The organism is Mycoplasma sp. 2261, from assembly GCF_053851575.1.
Genome location: NZ_JBSQAX010000007.1, coordinates 1 through 16,939, shown reverse-complemented (window position 1 = coordinate 16,939; position 16,939 = coordinate 1). Strand labels below are relative to the sequence as shown.

The 16,939-nt window shown below is 26.8% G+C and carries 15 protein-coding genes and 1 tRNA gene; 9 read left to right on the top strand and 7 right to left on the bottom strand.

Features of this window, described 5'->3' with window-relative positions; all coding sequences use genetic code 4:
- Window positions 1-9: 9 nt before the first annotated feature.
- From ACWXVM_RS02025 to ACWXVM_RS02010, 4 genes are all read right to left on the bottom strand, one after another.
- The gene (locus ACWXVM_RS02025) at window positions 10-1,551 is read right to left on the bottom strand and encodes an RNA polymerase sigma factor (protein WP_438340842.1); all 1,542 of its coding nucleotides are present in this window, start codon (window positions 1,549-1,551) and stop codon (window positions 10-12) included.
- Entirely contained in the window at window positions 1,541-3,475 is a 1,935-nt protein-coding gene (dnaG, locus tag ACWXVM_RS02020) for a DNA primase (RefSeq protein ID WP_455994081.1), read from the bottom strand. The genes ACWXVM_RS02025 and dnaG overlap by 11 nt, the downstream gene beginning before the upstream one ends.
- Before the next feature lie 15 nt (window positions 3,476-3,490).
- Window positions 3,491-4,864: a glycine--tRNA ligase gene (locus tag ACWXVM_RS02015; RefSeq protein WP_455994080.1), complete on the bottom strand. Its 1,374-nt coding sequence runs from the start codon at window positions 4,862-4,864 to the stop codon at window positions 3,491-3,493.
- Between the two features lie 673 nt (window positions 4,865-5,537).
- Window positions 5,538-6,116, bottom strand: coding sequence for a hypothetical protein (locus tag ACWXVM_RS02010; RefSeq protein WP_455994078.1), 579 nt, complete (start codon window positions 6,114-6,116; stop codon window positions 5,538-5,540).
- A gap of 367 nt (window positions 6,117-6,483) precedes the next feature.
- Between ACWXVM_RS02010 and ACWXVM_RS02005 the strand changes: the two genes are divergently transcribed.
- The 9 genes from ACWXVM_RS02005 to ACWXVM_RS01965 all read left to right on the top strand — a co-directional run bounded on the left by ACWXVM_RS02005 (window position 6,484) and on the right by ACWXVM_RS01965 (window position 12,980).
- Window positions 6,484-7,146 (top strand): 16S rRNA (uracil(1498)-N(3))-methyltransferase, encoded by a 663-nt coding sequence (locus ACWXVM_RS02005; protein WP_455994076.1) that lies wholly within the window; start codon window positions 6,484-6,486, stop codon window positions 7,144-7,146.
- A gap of 108 nt (window positions 7,147-7,254) precedes the next feature.
- Window positions 7,255-7,689, top strand: coding sequence for a 50S ribosomal protein L13 (rplM, locus tag ACWXVM_RS02000; protein WP_438340847.1), 435 nt, complete (start codon window positions 7,255-7,257; stop codon window positions 7,687-7,689).
- Entirely contained in the window at window positions 7,689-8,087 is a 399-nt protein-coding gene (rpsI, locus tag ACWXVM_RS01995; RefSeq protein ID WP_455994074.1) for a 30S ribosomal protein S9, read from the top strand. Before rplM ends, rpsI begins: the two co-directional genes overlap by 1 nt.
- A gap of 43 nt (window positions 8,088-8,130) precedes the next feature.
- Window positions 8,131-8,207 (top strand) — tRNA-Ile (locus ACWXVM_RS01990).
- A 140-nt stretch (window positions 8,208-8,347) separates the two neighbouring features.
- Window positions 8,348-8,614: a 30S ribosomal protein S15 gene (rpsO, locus tag ACWXVM_RS01985; protein WP_438340849.1), complete on the top strand. Its 267-nt coding sequence runs from the start codon at window positions 8,348-8,350 to the stop codon at window positions 8,612-8,614.
- A gap of 238 nt (window positions 8,615-8,852) precedes the next feature.
- On the top strand, window positions 8,853-9,290 hold the full coding sequence (gene msrB / locus ACWXVM_RS01980; protein ID WP_438340850.1) for a peptide-methionine (R)-S-oxide reductase MsrB: 438 nt from the start codon (window positions 8,853-8,855) through the stop codon (window positions 9,288-9,290).
- A 161-nt stretch (window positions 9,291-9,451) separates the two neighbouring features.
- The gene (locus tag ACWXVM_RS01975) at window positions 9,452-9,979 is read left to right on the top strand and encodes a tRNA (cytidine(34)-2'-O)-methyltransferase (RefSeq protein WP_455994072.1); all 528 of its coding nucleotides are present in this window, start codon (window positions 9,452-9,454) and stop codon (window positions 9,977-9,979) included.
- Between the two features lie 12 nt (window positions 9,980-9,991).
- Window positions 9,992-10,834, top strand: a complete 843-nt coding sequence (gene ylqF / locus ACWXVM_RS01970) for a ribosome biogenesis GTPase YlqF (protein WP_444705141.1) — start codon at window positions 9,992-9,994, stop codon at window positions 10,832-10,834.
- A gap of 1 nt (window position 10,835) precedes the next feature.
- Entirely contained in the window at window positions 10,836-12,980 is a 2,145-nt protein-coding gene (locus tag ACWXVM_RS01965; protein ID WP_455994070.1) for an SGNH/GDSL hydrolase family protein, read from the top strand.
- A gap of 126 nt (window positions 12,981-13,106) precedes the next feature.
- Here ACWXVM_RS01965 and ACWXVM_RS01960 read toward each other — a convergent pair whose 3' ends face one another.
- The 3 genes from ACWXVM_RS01960 to ACWXVM_RS01950 form a co-directional block, all read right to left on the bottom strand.
- A complete protein-coding gene (locus tag ACWXVM_RS01960) occupies window positions 13,107-13,313 on the bottom strand; it encodes a hypothetical protein (protein WP_455994068.1) in 207 nt (68 codons plus the stop codon).
- 468 nt (window positions 13,314-13,781) lie between these two features.
- Complete coding sequence (gene ffh / locus ACWXVM_RS01955) at window positions 13,782-15,107, bottom strand: signal recognition particle protein (RefSeq protein WP_455994066.1); 1,326 nt, start codon at window positions 15,105-15,107, stop codon at window positions 13,782-13,784.
- 1,252 nt (window positions 15,108-16,359) lie between these two features.
- Window positions 16,360-16,939 (bottom strand): hypothetical protein (locus tag ACWXVM_RS01950; RefSeq protein ID WP_455994064.1); only part of this gene is annotated, 580 nt, incomplete at its 5' end.

The window sequence follows — 16,939 nt, the reverse complement described above, 5'->3', positions numbered from 1 at the left end:
CACCTCGATTTAATCTAAATTATAACTTTCATTAGCATAGAACTCTTTTAATTGCTTACGTTTTTGCGGATGTCTTAATTTACGCAAAACCTTCGTTTCAATTTGACGAACTTTTTCTTTACTTACCCCTAGTTCTTTAGCAAGTTCATCTAAGGAATGAGGACGATATGATTCTCCGTTTGGGTCAGAAATTCCATATCTTTTTCTTATTAATAATCGATCAGATTCATCTGTTAACGAATTAATCATTTCATTCAAAATGACACTCAATTCTTCTTGACTTGTAAAATTAGTTGGACTAATTACACTTTCATCCTTAACAAAGTCTGAAAAGCTTGAATTTTCTTCCTTTCCAATATTTTTATCAAGTGAAATAGGGTCAATGTTTATTTTTCTTATATATCTTACCTTATCAGCAGTGAATTCGGGTTCACCAAACTTCTTGGCAATTTCTTCATCTGTAGGAGGATAACCTTGTTCTTGTTGTAATTCTCTCTCAATCTTCAAGACTTTATTAATTGTTTCAACCATATGCACAGGGACCCTTACAGTTCTCGCTTGGTCAGCAACGGCTCTAGTAATTGCTTGTCTAATTCATCAAGTAGCATATGTAGAAAATTTATATCCCTTAGTATGTAAATATTTATCAGCTGCTTTCATGATTCCAGAATTACCCTCTGAAATTAAATCAATAAAGCTCAAACCTCTATTCTTATATTTTTTAGCATTATTGATAACTAGTCTTAAATTTCTTTTAATTAACAAATCGCGTGCTTTTTTATATGCTCATTTGTCGCCATTCTCTCTAGCCTTAGCCATTTTTTCAGCTGTTTCTAATTCTTCCTTTGGTGTTAAAAGCTTACCATACTTGCCTATTCATCTCATATATCACTTAACAATATCATTTGTTTCAGTTAATCTGTTTGACAAATTACTATTCTCAGAATTTTTTCTAGCTGAACCAATTTTTATTTCTTCACTATCATAGTTTTTTAATAGTTTTGATGCATCAAATTCATCATTAGATCTTCTGCTTTTTCAATTAACTTCACTATAATCATCATATTCGTTAAGATCATAGTCATATTCTTCATCTTCTTCATCATACGTTTCACTAATTTTGCTTGAAATATATTCATCATCTTCACTAAAGGTTTGATCTTCTTCTACAGCAGAATTGATGCTATCATTTGGTACCAAGGTGCTATCATCATATTCAAAGTCATAGTCAATATCTTCGTTTTCAGCATCCTCGTCATCAATATCTTTTAACATACTTTCGTTAAATTCTGCATCTTGAACAAAATTTTCAACATCATCGTTATCGCCTTCATCAACACTATTAGAAATAAGATTTTTTTCAAACAATTTAAGCAATAATAAATCTGCTTCTTCATCATCAACATAAAGTTTTTTCTTATAAAGAATATCAAAAACTTCCTCTTGAGATAGGGTTTTAAATTTTTTATCTTTATTTTTCCTTTTAACTACCTCATTTTCAATTACTGAAATAACATAATCTATTGATTTTTCTAAATTATTACTTGTCATCCTGCGCTCCTTTGGTATACATTAAAATCTGCTTTTTTGGTTTCTTTCGATTCTCAACAAACTCATCTACACGATCATATAGATTTTTGATATCTTTTTTCAAATTATCACTTGTGAGAGTTAAATTTTTTATCTGAATTGCTTGTTCTAGATATGATTTATATTCATTTATTAAATCAATATTATTTGATATTTTTGCTTTATTAAGGTCGGATTCAATTACCGAAACAAGATTGGATTGACTTAGTTCTAAACCTTCCTTGTTCTTTTTGATAATATAACTAATTAATTTTCTTAATATCTTTTGTGAATCATCATCTAAATTAAGATCATGAAATCCATCATTTTTTCATTGTTTGGCAATAAAAGGTTGATTTAATACTAGCAACAAAATTTCCTTTAATAGCATATAATGCCTACTTATTTCTTGTTTTAATATTGTTCTAGCATTAATGAATTTTTTATTTTTTTTATTAATACTTGGTGAATTTCCTTGCTTCGAAACTTCTGGTTGTAGGCTTGCAATATCATTTTTGATAAAAAAGTTATTATCATAATTTTCATTTGTATAAATACTTGGGTGATTTGTGCTATGTTTTTTTTCATTAATTTTATTTTTAAATAATGGATCTGATAAGAAAAGAGGATTAGAATTTTTATAGTAGTTTTCAAATAAATCGGCAGTTAAAATGTTTTCATTAATAAATCTTTCTTTGAGCATTAAAACTAATGAATTATCAATATAATAAACATATTCAAATATCTGCTTAAATATTTCATTTCTCTCAAATGATTGTTTATTGTTTAAAATATTTTGCTTGGCCAGTATTAATAAATATTCGACAATATCAACCTTGTTTTCACACATTTTTTTTAAAGTTAAACCATTATCTAGATTATAAAGTTCATCTGCATCTTTATTTAATGTATTTATAACAAATTTAGCATTTAAATTGTATTTTTTTGAATAGTACAATATCATCCTTAAATTTTTTAGTGTTGCATTTTGCCCTGCACTGTCATTATCAAAAAATAATGTAATAGTTTTATTATTTAATAGTTTTAGATGGGCTGGTGATAATGAAGTACCCATAATTGCTACGGCATTTTTGAATCCGGCTTTAAACATGGCTATGCAATCAAATTGCCCCTCTACTAAGTAAACTTCTCTTTTATTATTTATTTCATCTTTTGCATGAAAATAATTAAAAATTACTTCATTTTTTCGAAAAACAATAGTCTCAGAACTATTTAAATATTTAGGGTTTTGTAATTCAGTAATGTCTCTACCTGAAAAAGCAATAATATTGCCTAATTCATCGCATATTGGAAACATTAGACGATCGTTAAAAAAATTTTTATTTTCAATAGAAGATAATAATGATGAATTGGATATTTCAAACGAATCAAATTTATGTTCGATAAGAGTTTCATAAATTGACTTGTTTTTTGATGAAAAACCAATTTGAAATTCTTTAATTAAATTATCATTTAGGTTTCTTTTGTGCAGATACTTTATTAATTCGGCGCTTTTTTCAAAAGTAATTTGATATCTAAAAAAATTAAGTGCTACCTTATTGACTTCAAGAATTTTAGAATGTTCAGTTGTGATAGCGGAATTATTCATAAAATTGCCGAATTTGGAAATATCTAGGTTTTGTTTATTGACTAAAAATTTTAGTGCCTCAAAGGATGTTAAATTTTCCTTGTATTGAATAAATTTAATTACATCTCCGCCTTTTCCGCATCCAAAACATTTAAATATTCCTTGCTCTGGGCTAACAACAAAAGATGGCGTTTTTTCGCCATGAAAAGGACAACAAGCCTTATAATTCTTCCCTTGCTTCATTAAAGTCAGATATTGCCCAATAATATTAACAATATCACTTTTAGAAATTACATATTCTCAAACACTTTCCTGCAAAATTAATTCCTTTTATTATCTGTTTTCTAATAAATAACTTGCAATTTCACTAATTGGTATTACATCTTGCTTCATTGTGTCTCTATTTCTAATAGTTACAGTATTATTTTTGGTTGTATCAAAATCAACAGTTATACAAAATGGTGTTCCAATTGCGTCTTGTCTACGGTATCTTCTACCAATAGAACCAGCTTCATCATATGCTATTCTAATATTAGTATTTTCCAATAAATTGTTATAAATTTCCTTGGCTTCCAATGACTGCTTTTTCATTAAAGGTAATATAGCAACTTGATAGGGTGAAATTTTTTTACTTAATTTTAAAATCACTCTTTCTTCTTTATCATCATTTTTTTCGACTGTATAAGCATCGATAATCAATGCAAAAAGCAATCTGTCCAATCCAATTGAAGGTTCAATAACATACGGAATTATTTTGGTCCCATCGTCTTTTAAGTATTCAAGAGATTCACCAGAAAATTTCATATGTTGACTTAAATCATAATTGCCGCGATTAGCAATTCCTAATAACTCACCTCATCCAAAAGGAAATAAGTATTCAATATCGCTTGTTCCTTTTGAATAGTGACTTAATTCTTCTGCTTCATGTGGTCTTATACGTATATTTTCTTCCTTAAGACCTAATAATAAAACGAGTTTTTTACATTTTTCAATTCAATACTGATAAAAATTATTGCTATCTTTTTCTTCGCAAAAAAATTCTAATTCCATTTGCTCAAATTCTCTTGTTCTAAAAATAAAGTCACGGGGGGTTATTTCATTGCGAAAACTTTTACCTATCTGGCCAATTCCAAAAGGCAATTTAGCTCTTGATGTTCTAGTCAAGTTCTTAAAATTCACAAATATACCTTGTGCGGTTTCAGGTCTTAAAAAGGTTTCAGAAGAACTGTTATCAATTGCTCCCATTTGCGTCTTAAACATCAAATTAAATGGTCTAATTTCTCCTCATTCTGCACTTACACCATCATATTTTTTAACATTTTTTTTAATGATTTTCTCTAATTCGTCAAATGTACATTTTTCGACATTAATTTCAGGAAATAGATCTTTAATAATATGGTCGGCACGGTATCTTTTATTATTAACTTTATTTTCAATTAGAAAATCAGAAAAATTATCAATATGACCACTAGCTTTTCAAACATTCTTATTCATAATAATTTTAGAATCGATTTGATAATTTTTTTCTTTTCTTATAAATTCATTAATTCATATATTTTTGATTTGAGTCATCATAGCAGTTGCTAATGGACCATAATCTCATGTATTCACAACACCACCGTATATTTCTGAATTTTGATAAACAAAACCCATATTTTTTAAATGAGCGATAACATCATGAATATTTTTTTTAGTATTATTTGGCATTGTAACCTCATTACATTTTTTATATATTTATATAAAATTAATATAAAAATTGTATCATAAAACATAATAAATTAAGTTAAGTTGGCATTTAAATTTTGGACACAGCTATTTTTTGGATTTGCTTATTTCTTCTTTTATTCATTCTAATATTTCGCTATTGATATAACTTATATTTTTATAAATGACAATATTATTAACTTTTCTTTTATTGTAGACTGATTTTTTAAAAAAATATTTCCTAGAATGCTTATAAAACTTGTTATACCAAATTTATAAAATGCTTTGATTCCTAAATAAAATTTGTATAAAAGCAAAAACATATAGACATGTTCTTTATAAGAAAAAAAATATGTAAATATTGCAAAATTATTATTAATTTAATTTCCAGCATCGTAACATAATAATCAAAAAATCAAAAAAAAGACCCCGCAAGCAATAAAAAGCAATAAAAGATATAAAGGGATTTTTTTGCTTAGCCACCGTGTGCAAATGGGCATATTTTTTATCCATAAATGTAAAGCATTCGGCTTTTTATTTTAAGTTTTTTATCAAAAGTAACAATAATAAAATGAGCACAACATAATGGCGCAAGTAAGAACAAAAAATATTCCTATTTTTTAAGTAATCCTAATCCATAATGTTGATTGCTCTATATAATTTTTTTCTTAATTTATTAGTTTGGTAGAAATGATGGAAAAATGTCGTTGTTATTATCAATATGTGTTTGATTGAAAACAATTCTTTCAGTTCCATCTTTTTTTCAAAAAACAAATGTGTAATACTTTCCTGTACCTAACTTGTTTTCTGGCTTATCAAATTTAAATATTAAAGGATATTCAACACCAGCTCCTTCATCGGCTTGTGTCGATGCAATTTTTATATTCAAAGGATCTACTAATGTATTATCATTTCTTCCTTTAACTTCTGTGGCAAAGGCTAATCATTCGCCTTTAACCCCTTCCACTGGCCGGTGGTGTAATCTGAATGAAAATACACCATCCTTATCTAGAAAATTTTCACTTGTTGCCGCCGCAAATAATAATGTTCTGGTTTTTACTTGACCATTAAATTTTTTAACACCAAAATTAGTAAAATCTAATGTTTGATTTGTTTTTTTATTTTCATTAATTTTGGGCCCGGCGTCTGGAACTGTATGTTCGCTGTTATTTGTTGGTGCACATGCAACTAATGTTGCAGTGGGTAATATCGGCAACAAAAATAGTGATGCTTTTAGGAATTTATTTTTAATCATATATTCTCCTTTATTGTTTTTTATTTGCTATTAGTTTAATATAAAAAAGTTAGATTTTTTCATTTTTTTTACAAAAATAACAATAAAAATATAAATACAGTTATTTAATTTATGTTAAATATTCCGAATTTCCGTTATATTTTTTTATTTTTAATGTTGCATTTATAATTTGGATCATATAAAAGGCCGCAATTGGATTAATTATTTAATTACATGTTTTTTTAGAAAATAAGTGCTTATATTATTGTTGTTTATTAAGTGTTTATTAAAAAAATAAAACTTATTATCTTTCTATCTCTAAAACTTTTATTTATGATTTAAGGATAAAGCATTAGATATTTATAAAAAATTTTATAATTTAATAATTATGTATAAATTTTTTAGCAGTTCTAAAAGTGAAAATTATTTCTATTTAGATGAAGATACACAAAAACATTTAAAAGTAATCCGGATTAAAAATCAAGATTTTTTAATAAACTTTAATAATGAGTTTTACTTATGTTATTTTGAGTTTCCTAATAAGGCCATAATTAAGAAAAAGTTAAATATAGATAATGAATTAGAAGATGATTTAATTGTAGCAATCCCGCTTATAAAACAAAATAATTTTGAAATTGCTTTACAAAAAAGCGTTGAATTAGGAGTAACAAAAATTATTCCTTTTATTTCAGAATACACAGATAAAACTAATATGCAAATAGAAAACAAAATAAAGAGATTTAAAAAAATAATCCTTGAAGCATCACAACAATCTTTTCGAAATACAATGCCAATATTCGAAAGAGTTATGACCTATGATGAGATTATTAAACTAGATGTTAAAAACAAAATTTTAGCTTATGAAAATGAAAAAGATAAAAAGATAACCAAACGAAAAGGAGATACTCTTCTAATTGTCGGGCCAGAAGGTGGATTTTCATTAAATGAAATAGAATTGGCAAAAAAAGAAAATATCGAAATCGTTTCATTAACCAAGACAATTTTGCGAGCAGAAACAGCATTAATATATATGATTGCAAAAATGAACTAATGAAATTTTTTTTGCTATAATAGTTTAGTGAAATTTATTTATATTAAGTTATGTATATAAATAATGATCATTAATTTTTAAATATATTTAAAACATGAAAGAGAAAGTATGCGTCAAACAACAATTATTAGAAAAGAAATAGTTGATAAAAAATGATACATCATCGATGCAGCCAACGTACCTTTAGGTAGACTTTCAACTCTTGTTGCTTCAATCCTTCGTGGAAAAAATAAACCAACATTTACTCCAAATGTTGACATGGGCGACAATGTAGTTGTTATTAATGCAAAAGATGTTCTTTTAACAGCTAAAAAAGATGAAAAGAAAATTTACTATCACCACACTGGATATCCTGGTGGTTTAAAACAAATTACTGCTGCAGATTTAAGAGCTAAAAAACCAATTGCTCTAGTTGAAAAAGCAGTTAGAGGTATGTTGCCTCATACAAAATTAGGCCGCAAACAATTTAAAAATCTTTATGTTTATGCAAATGCAGAACATAAGCAAGTATCACAACAACCAACACAAATAGAGGTTAAATAATGGCAGATAAAATTAGATACTATGGCCTAGGACGTCGTAAATCTTCCATTGCTAGAGTTTACTTAATTCCTGGAAAAGGCAATTTTGTAATTAATGGAAAAGAAGCGAAACAATATTTAAATTCAGAAATTTTATTAATGGATGCCTTAAGTCCATTTGGTGTTACCGAAACAACAAATCAATTTGATGTTTTTGCCAATGTAAATGGTGGTGGTTTAACCGGTCAAGCAGGAGCCATTAGATTAGGTATTGCAAGAGCATTATTAGAAGCATCAAATAATGAATATCATAACAAATTAAAAGATGCTGGATTCTTAACAAGAGACGCTCGTGTTAAGGAACGTAAGAAATTTGGATTGAGAAAAGCAAGAAGAGCAAGACAATTTTCAAAACGTTAATTTTTTTGTGATATACTTATATGGGTTTATCCCATGTTTTTATGCGAGCATAGCTCAGTTGGTTAGAGCACACGACTGATAATCGTGAGGTCGATGGTTCAAGTCCATTTGTTCGCACCATTTCAAGAAATTGACCATAACACGCTAGTCGTGTTTTTATTTTTTTATGATATAATAAAAGCGAATGCCCTATATTGAGGTATTCGTTATTTATTCCTTGGTAGTAATTAAGATTATTGCTAGGTTATGAAAGGAAAAAGATGGTTTCTAAAATTAGAAAAAGCGAATTGGTAAAGCAATTTGGAAGAAATGAAAAAGACACAGGTTACTTGCCTGTACAAATAGCAATATTAACTGAAGATATTGAATCATTAAAAAAACACTTTGCTATTAATAAAAAAGATTTGCACTCAATGCGTGGATTTATGAGAAAAGTTAATCACCGTAAAGCATTGCTAAATCACTTAAAAAACGAAGATTATACATTATACCAATCAACCATTAAATCACTAAATATTAGAAAATAAATTTTTTCTATGTTACTTTTTAAGTAAAAAAATAGTGCTAAAACACCACAGATCTATGTATTTGTGGTGTTTTTTTGAAATATTAATATGAGCATATTTAATATTAGGTTCATCAAACTCTTATTAAGTTAGAAAATTCCTAATTCACAAATTCTAAAATAATTTAAATTATGCATAAAATCATATAAAATCTTTATATACTTACTCAATATAAAATTATAAAATATAAGGAGGGTTTATGAATCCCCAAGAAAAAGAAAAACGTTTAGCACAACTAAGTGAACTTGAGTATAATGTAACGCAAAAAGCATTTACTGAGAGACCTTATATGAATAAATATAATAACCATTATGAAAAAGGCATCTATGTTGATATTGTTGATGGTACAGCATTATTTATATCAGATGATAAATTTAATTCTGGTTGCGGTTGACCAGCATTTTCTAAGCCGATAGATAATAGTCTATTGGTTGAATTGACAGATACTTCGCATGGAATGATTAGAACAGAAGTAAAATCAAAAAACGCCGATTCACATCTAGGTCATGTCTTCAGTGATGGTCCAAGAGATAAAGGCGGATTAAGATACTGCATTAATTCCGCATCTCTTAGTTTTATCCCTTATGAAGAACTTGATGAAAAAGGATATGGTCAATATAAAAAATTATTTAAATAGTTTTTTAATATCGTAGTTTATATTTATAGATTTATAAAAAGTTTGTTTATTTCTAAACCAAACTTTTTTTATTTACCAACATATCATAAAGATTGGATTAAATATTTGTTTAGTGAGTTTTATATTTGCTAATTTTTGCTATATATAGTAAAATTTTTACTATGATTAATATTATTCTATATCAACCTGAAATAAATGCTAATACAGCAAACATAATCCGTACATGTTTCGCTGCTAAAGCCAAGCTTCATATTATAAAACCAATAGCTTTTGACTTACACCCTCATTGATTAAAAAGAAAAGCGGCCGGGCACTTTCTTAGTGAAATTCAACATGAGGTTCATCAATCATATGATGATTTTATTAAAAAATATCCTAGCAAAAATATTTTTTACATAACACGTTATGGTTTAAAAAATTATATCGATATTAAATATGATGAACTGGCACAAAAAGAAGGTGAAATATGAGTTATGTTTGGCACAGAGAGCACAGGGATACCAAAGACAATTATGCAAACTAACATCGATAATTGTTTAAGAATTCCTATGAATCCTAATTGTCGCAGTTTAAATTTAGCTAATTCAGTAGCTATTGTTTTATATGAAATTTTACGACAAACAAACTTTAATGATCTGTCAATTTATGAAGTCCAAAAAGGCAAGGATTTTATATTAAAAAAAGAATAGAAAGGAAATAATATGATCCATTGATTTCCTGGCCATATGGCCAAACAATTTAGACTATTGCAAGAAAAACAAAAATTATTTGATTTATTTATTATTGTAATGGATGCTAGATTACCTCGAAGTTCTTTTAATGATGAAATTTTCAAAATAATTAATAACAAACCAGTTTTATTTGTTTTTAATAAGGCGGATAAAACTAATCTCGAAAAACTCAAACCTTTTCTTGAAGATTATAAAAAACGTGGTCAAGTAGTTGTTACCAACCTAAAAGCACAAAACACATATGCAAAAATTAATATTGCTCTAAATAAAGAGTTCCTAAAATTTAAGGCCAAAAATGATCAAAAGCAAAAACTTACTCCAAGCCTTAAATGTGTTGTTTTAGGTGTGCCAAATGTCGGTAAATCAACATTTATTAATATGATGTCAAAATCGAGAGCAACTAAGGTCGGGTCGATACCTGGTATTACGAGATCGGAACAATGAATTAATTGCAAAAATTATCTTTTGTTAGATACTCCTGGTTTATTGATGCCTAAAATCGAAAATAATGAAATTGGAGCAAAATTAGCCATTGTTGGATCAATTAGACAAGAGGCCATTGATCAAAACGAATTAATTGTTTCTCTTTATCAATTAATGTCTAAATATTATCCTGAGAAACTAAAAGAAATTAATTTAAATCCTACTTTTGATTTAGAGGATATTTTTGCAAATATTTCCAAATATGCAATGCAAAACAATTTATTACTAAAAAACGGTGTTTATGACATTAAAAAAGGCATCAATATGTTAATTAATCATTTCAAAAATTTAAATAATGTTATTTTTGATGCATATGAAGGCGGAAAATAGAATGGATGAGAATACAAAAAAACCCATTATCATAAAATATGTTGCCCTAGGCGACGCATTTTCAGCAGGTTATAATTCAAAGATTGGTTTTCCGACTAATGGTTATATGGATAAAAATGGTGAAATCAAAGGTTTATGCTTCCCATCGATGTTAGCAAATTTTCTAAATGATACGTCTAATTTACAAGTTGAAAGTTTTTATAATTTTGCTATATGTAATGCCTCATGTGAATTTTTGGAAGCATTTTATAGCAACAATAAAAAGGTCCTTAAAAAAATGGGGAGCAAATTAGACTTAATTCAGTCAATAGATTGATCCTCAAATAATCCATTTAATAACTTTTTTTCACCATTTTTGAAGGATTGAAATATTAGAAATAATGATTTCCAATGTATCAATGAAAAAATTGCGGAAGCCAATTTAATTACTTTAACTATTGGCTTTAATGATTTTTTTTCCAATTTACCATTTCAAAAAATACTTCTTTTGACTAAATTAAATGGTGGAGCTAGAGATAGACAAATTTCCGTAATCAAAAAAGATATTGAAAATTTAAGCATTGTTATCGAAAATAAAATAATAAGTCTAATTTCAACCATCAGGAAAATTAATAACAAAGCAAAAATAATAATTACTAGCTACTCACCATTATTATTGAATTTAAGAAATACTATTTCATCTTTTTTAAACACTCAATTAAGCGACCAATTTGAAATTTTTGATTACCTACAAATTAATCTAAATAAAACAATTGCGGAATCTGCTAAAAAATGCCGAATTGATTTTATTAATATAAACGACACAAAATATTGGGAAGAAAATAAAAAATATTTATTTGAAAATATTTTTTCAATTTATCCAACTGAACGTGGCTATAAAAAAATAGCAATGGATATTTATGTTAAGCTTTTTCTAAATTTCAAAATGCTTAAAAATGATCTTAATAATCATAGTTTTACTAATGAATATATTTCCGACACCAAATATTGAGAAGACAACATCTATTCATATAATCCAATATCACAATGTAGTGAAAATTTAAGTTTATTTAAAATGATTTATGGAAAAAATAAAAATGAAATTCTCTTCAGACAAAATAAATCACAAAGATATTTTAATAATCTTTTACACAATAGAAATCGTATAACTGATTTTTGTTCAATATTCATAAGATATAGCAAGTTGCCAATAAGCGAAATGATCAAAAAAATTATTAGTCAGAAATTTATTTATGCTCCAGAACAATATGAGAGCATTGCTAAAATTCTTATTTTTTTAACAAATGAACGAAGATCAAAAGAAGCTATTCTAATACTATTAAAGGATCATAAGGTTGATGACATAGTTTATATTATTGAATGTATTTTGCAAAAAAAGGCATTATCAAAAAAAATTATTAACTACAAACTAATAAAACAAGAATTAAACAACTTTTTCAAAAATGAGCAAAATATGGTTTATGATGTTTTAAAATATCTTTTTAATTCTGGTTTAATAAATGATTCAAAAAAGGAATTCAAAGATATAATCCATTCCTTAATAAAAGATTCCTTAAATACTAGCTTTTTAACATATTTATTTAACATCAAAAATAATCAAAAATTTAATAAGGTAAAAGAATATTTATCTAGCCTAAATTCGTTTTCAGAATTTACTGATTTTTTCGTTGAATCTCTTATTAATTATTCTGATGTTTATGTTAAATTAAGAAATTTTGATGAATTATGAAAACATTTTATTATAAAAAATAAATATAATTTATTGTTTATATTCGACAAAATGTTAGTAGAAATTACAAATGAAGAGAATATAGACCATACTGCTAACTTTTTTATTGATGCAATTAAAAGCTCACTTCGCGTAGAGCTTGATGCAAAAGATTACAAAGTGTTAAAAAATGCAATTAACAATATTTTAAATATATGTAAAAATAGTCCTAAATATTTAAACAATGTGTTCTTGAAATTTCTTGATAATATTAGAAATCTTTCCTTATATAAACTTATTCTACACTCAAAAACTAATAGCAAAAAAACTTTTAAACTGTCTAATTTATTTTCTTTAAACATCTTCTTAGTAAGCTCAATTAAACTATTAAGAAATCTATTTATAATAAAGAAAATTGTTAATAAAAATAAAATATAAGATAAGGGGTATGAGGAAACATAGATAATTTTAAGTAAATCTTTAAAGTCTTCCTCGGGGTCATGACCAATTGTCGAAGCTTTTATTTCATCAAAAACTGTAGTTAATATTTCATTAAGATTTTCATTATCTTTGCTGCTTCTTAAGATATTTATAAAAAGATGAAAAAGGTTTGATAAAGAAACCTTTTTCATCTTTTAATTGTTCTTTAATTTCATCATCAATTTGATCATCAAAAATATCAGCATAATTAAATAAAGAGTCTGGATTAGCAGCATTTTCTGCATCATTAAAATATTTGGTAATGTTCTCAGGCGTGTATCTATAAAACAATGTAACTAAAATGTATTGCTTGAAGTCTCAAGCATCAACGCTTCCTCTTAAATCTTCAGCAACTCTTCAAATTGCACTATAAAGTTTTTTTCTTTCTTCTTCTCTTTTGTTATTTTTTATTTAATTGCTCCATTCATCAATTAATTTAGTAACATATCAACTGTTTCTTTTAAAAAATCTTAACTAAATAAGAACTCACAGTAGCCAAATTAACACCTGCTTCAAAGCATTTATTAATATTAAAATCTTTTAAAAAAAGGTAATATTTTGCCATCGTTTTTGGCAGGATTAAAAGCCTAACCGGCTTTTACATTTTATTTTTAGTTTTTTAAATTTTGCCAATGCAGTAGGTTAAGCATTCGTAACTAAATTGTTTACTAATAATTTATGCATTTATAAACATATACAAAAAAATCTGAGCACATTTGTATCTGGATTTTTGTCCATGTTTTAATATGCCCATCTTTTTTATCCTAAAATACCATTTTTGATCTGTGGATTATTACCCAATTCCTTCATTTGTTTAGACATTCTCTCAAAATCATTTAATAACATGTTATACTCACGAGCACTTCTACCCGAGCCTTTAAGAATCCTTTCTTTTCGAGACGAATTCTTTAATAATTTAGGCATCTTTTTTTCTTGTTCAGTCATTGAATTAATTAGATATGTATAAATTTTAAACTTGTTTTCAGCTTCCTCTATTTTTTCATCGCTTACTCTATCAGCCATTCCGGGAATTAATTTAAGAATTGCCTTCATCTTACCGAGTTTTTTAATTTGCGCAAGAGAATTCATTAGATCATTAAGATCAAACTTTCCGCTGATCATTTTATAACCTATTTTTTTCATCATTTTTTCATCAACTTCTTCTGATGCTTTCTCAATAAGCGAAAGAACATCACCCATTCCCAAAATTCTATCTGCCATTCTATCTGGATAAAATAATTCTAGGCCAGCTATCTTTTCGCTAATCCCAATAAAGGCAATAGGAATTTGAAGAAGATGCGTTATTGATAGTGCTGCACCACCTCTTGCATCTGAATCTAATTTAGTTATGATGGTTCCATTTAAATTTAATTTTTCATGAAAAGCCTTCGCTGTATTAATAACATCTTGACCGCTCATTGAATCAATAACTAAAAATATGTAATCTGGTTTAATATTTTTTTTAATTTGTTCTAATTCATTCATTAACTCTTCATCAATTGCCAAACGCCCTGCAGTATCAACAATAACTAGGTCATTTTTATATTGTTCAGCTACTTCAATTGCTTGCTTTACAATTAATAAGGCATCATTTTCCTTCTTTGTGAAAAAGTCGGTTTGAGTTTGCTTTGCAAGCTGTTCTAGTTGGTCTCTAGCAGCGGGGCGATATATATCATCACCAACTAATAGTGGTTTTTTGAATATCCCTTTTTTTCGAAGATAAAATGATAATTTAGCGGATGTTGTAGTTTTACCCGAACCTTGTAGTCCTACCATCATAATTTTTGTTGGTATTGCCTTTGGTTTAATTTCAATAGAATTACTACCTAGTATTTTGGTTAATTCATCCTTAAAAATCTTTAAGACAGTTTGCTGCTGATTTAATTTACCTATAATTTGGCTATTTAATGCCTTCTCTTTTACTTGTTTTATAAATGATTTAACAACTTCTAAATTAACATCAGCTTCTAATAAAGCTAACTTAACTTCTCTTAAAATTTCTAAAATATCTTCTTCATTAATTGACAATTTTTTATTAATTTTATCAATTGATTTTTGTATTCTTTTTTGTATAAAATCTAGCATGTATTTATTATATTATAATAAGTTGATATAGACAAAATAAAAATACTAATACGAGATTTTTACTTATACTATCGAGTTAAATTACAATAATATTTTATTTTTTATCTATTACATCTAAATTTAATTTTGAAAATAACAAAAAACATTTCAGCTGTTATATATCCTTATAAAATCAAAAGTTTTTAAAAATTTAAACTGTGCCACAAAAAACTGAATGGTCAATTGAATGTAACTATTCAAATTTGTATTTTGCCACAATCTATCATTGCCCAATAACTTCATTGGTAATCCACCTAGTTTGTGCCAAATAATAATTAATCACACGTTGCTCTCATACAAGCAAAAAGCGCACCAATTAATTATTTCGTATTTCATAAGTGTAGCAAATTCATAATAAGCGATTTTATTAAAATAATGCTTAGTAAAAATTAAGATATTCAAATTTTAATTTTTTATTGAATAACCATTTTATGGTTTTATTTTTTGCTTTTATTAAACCATTTTCTCATTATATCAAACGAAGTTATTGAAGTATCTATCTTTCATTTTCATAATAGCATCTTAAAGATGCTTTTCTTTAGTAGCACGCTTTTTATTACTACTGAATTGTGCTTTGTTAAAATGTCTTCTATGATTTTTCAATAATTAGACCGCTCGTTATTTTCTTTGCAATTTAAAAAGAAATTCCTAATGGGTTTTATCTATTTTGCACATTTTTTATGGTCTGAAACGTAAATATTTAACTATTTCTCTCTTCCTAATTTCTTTATTTTATCTCCTTAAGAGCAAAAAATCTAGACACAAATGCATCTAGATTTTTATATATTTTTTTACAAACGCAAACTCGTTATTATAAAAATTTAAGAACCGCCGGCAAATTTAAATAAAACCGATATAAATTTAATTGTTTTAAAATATTCCTTGCAAAGTTAAAAGAATTAAATATTTCTAATTTCTCTTTAGAAGTTTCCTTAAAACAAGCCATATTCTTATTTTTTTAAAGTTGATAGTTACCATCGTGATATGGGTAGCTTAAATAGAATGCAAACTTAAAGTTTTGGTACTTTTAAGTCATCTAGTTTTTGGTAAAAATAGCTATTATTCCTTCTTAACTATTTTTTTCCTTAGATTCTTTACTTTCGGGAGCTAATTTTAATTCGCCTAATTTAATTTTGTCATCAAATTTAGGAATGTTTTGTTTAATTTGATCTGGAAGATTAGTAATTAATTTTCTAAATTTTCTTTTAAAAACTTACTTTTGAAGGTCTTCAGGACTCTTTTGTTCCTTAGATTCAGGAGTCTTTTGTTGATTTCCTTCAGGAGTCTTTTTACTATCTACATCAGGACTCTTTTGTTGTTTTTCTTCAGGACTCTTTTGTTTATCTACTTCAGGAGTATTTTGTTCCTTAGAATCAGGAGTATTTTGTTTATCTATAAGAGCTTTAAGAGATTTTAGCACATCATTTAAATCTTGTTCTTTAATTTCATTAATCTTTACTAAGCTCTTTTTTAATGATTCTAATTTAAACATTTCTTCTATTTCTTCATCTGTTAAGTTACTTAACAACTCATCTTCTTTAGGGTCAGGTGTAGCTTCTGGAAGAGATGGTGATACTAAAGTGTCTTTAGTGTCTTCATCTTCTACTCTACCTTCTGGAAGAGTTTTTCCTAAATGTTTAATTTCTGGTTTCTTTTCTTGTTCTTTGCCTTCTTCTTTCTTTTTAGGATCTTCTGGTTTCTTTTCTTGTTCTTTGCCTTCTTCTTTCTTTTTAGGATCTTCTGGTTTCTTTTCTTGTTCTTTGCCTTCTTCTTTCTTTTTAGGATCTTCTGGT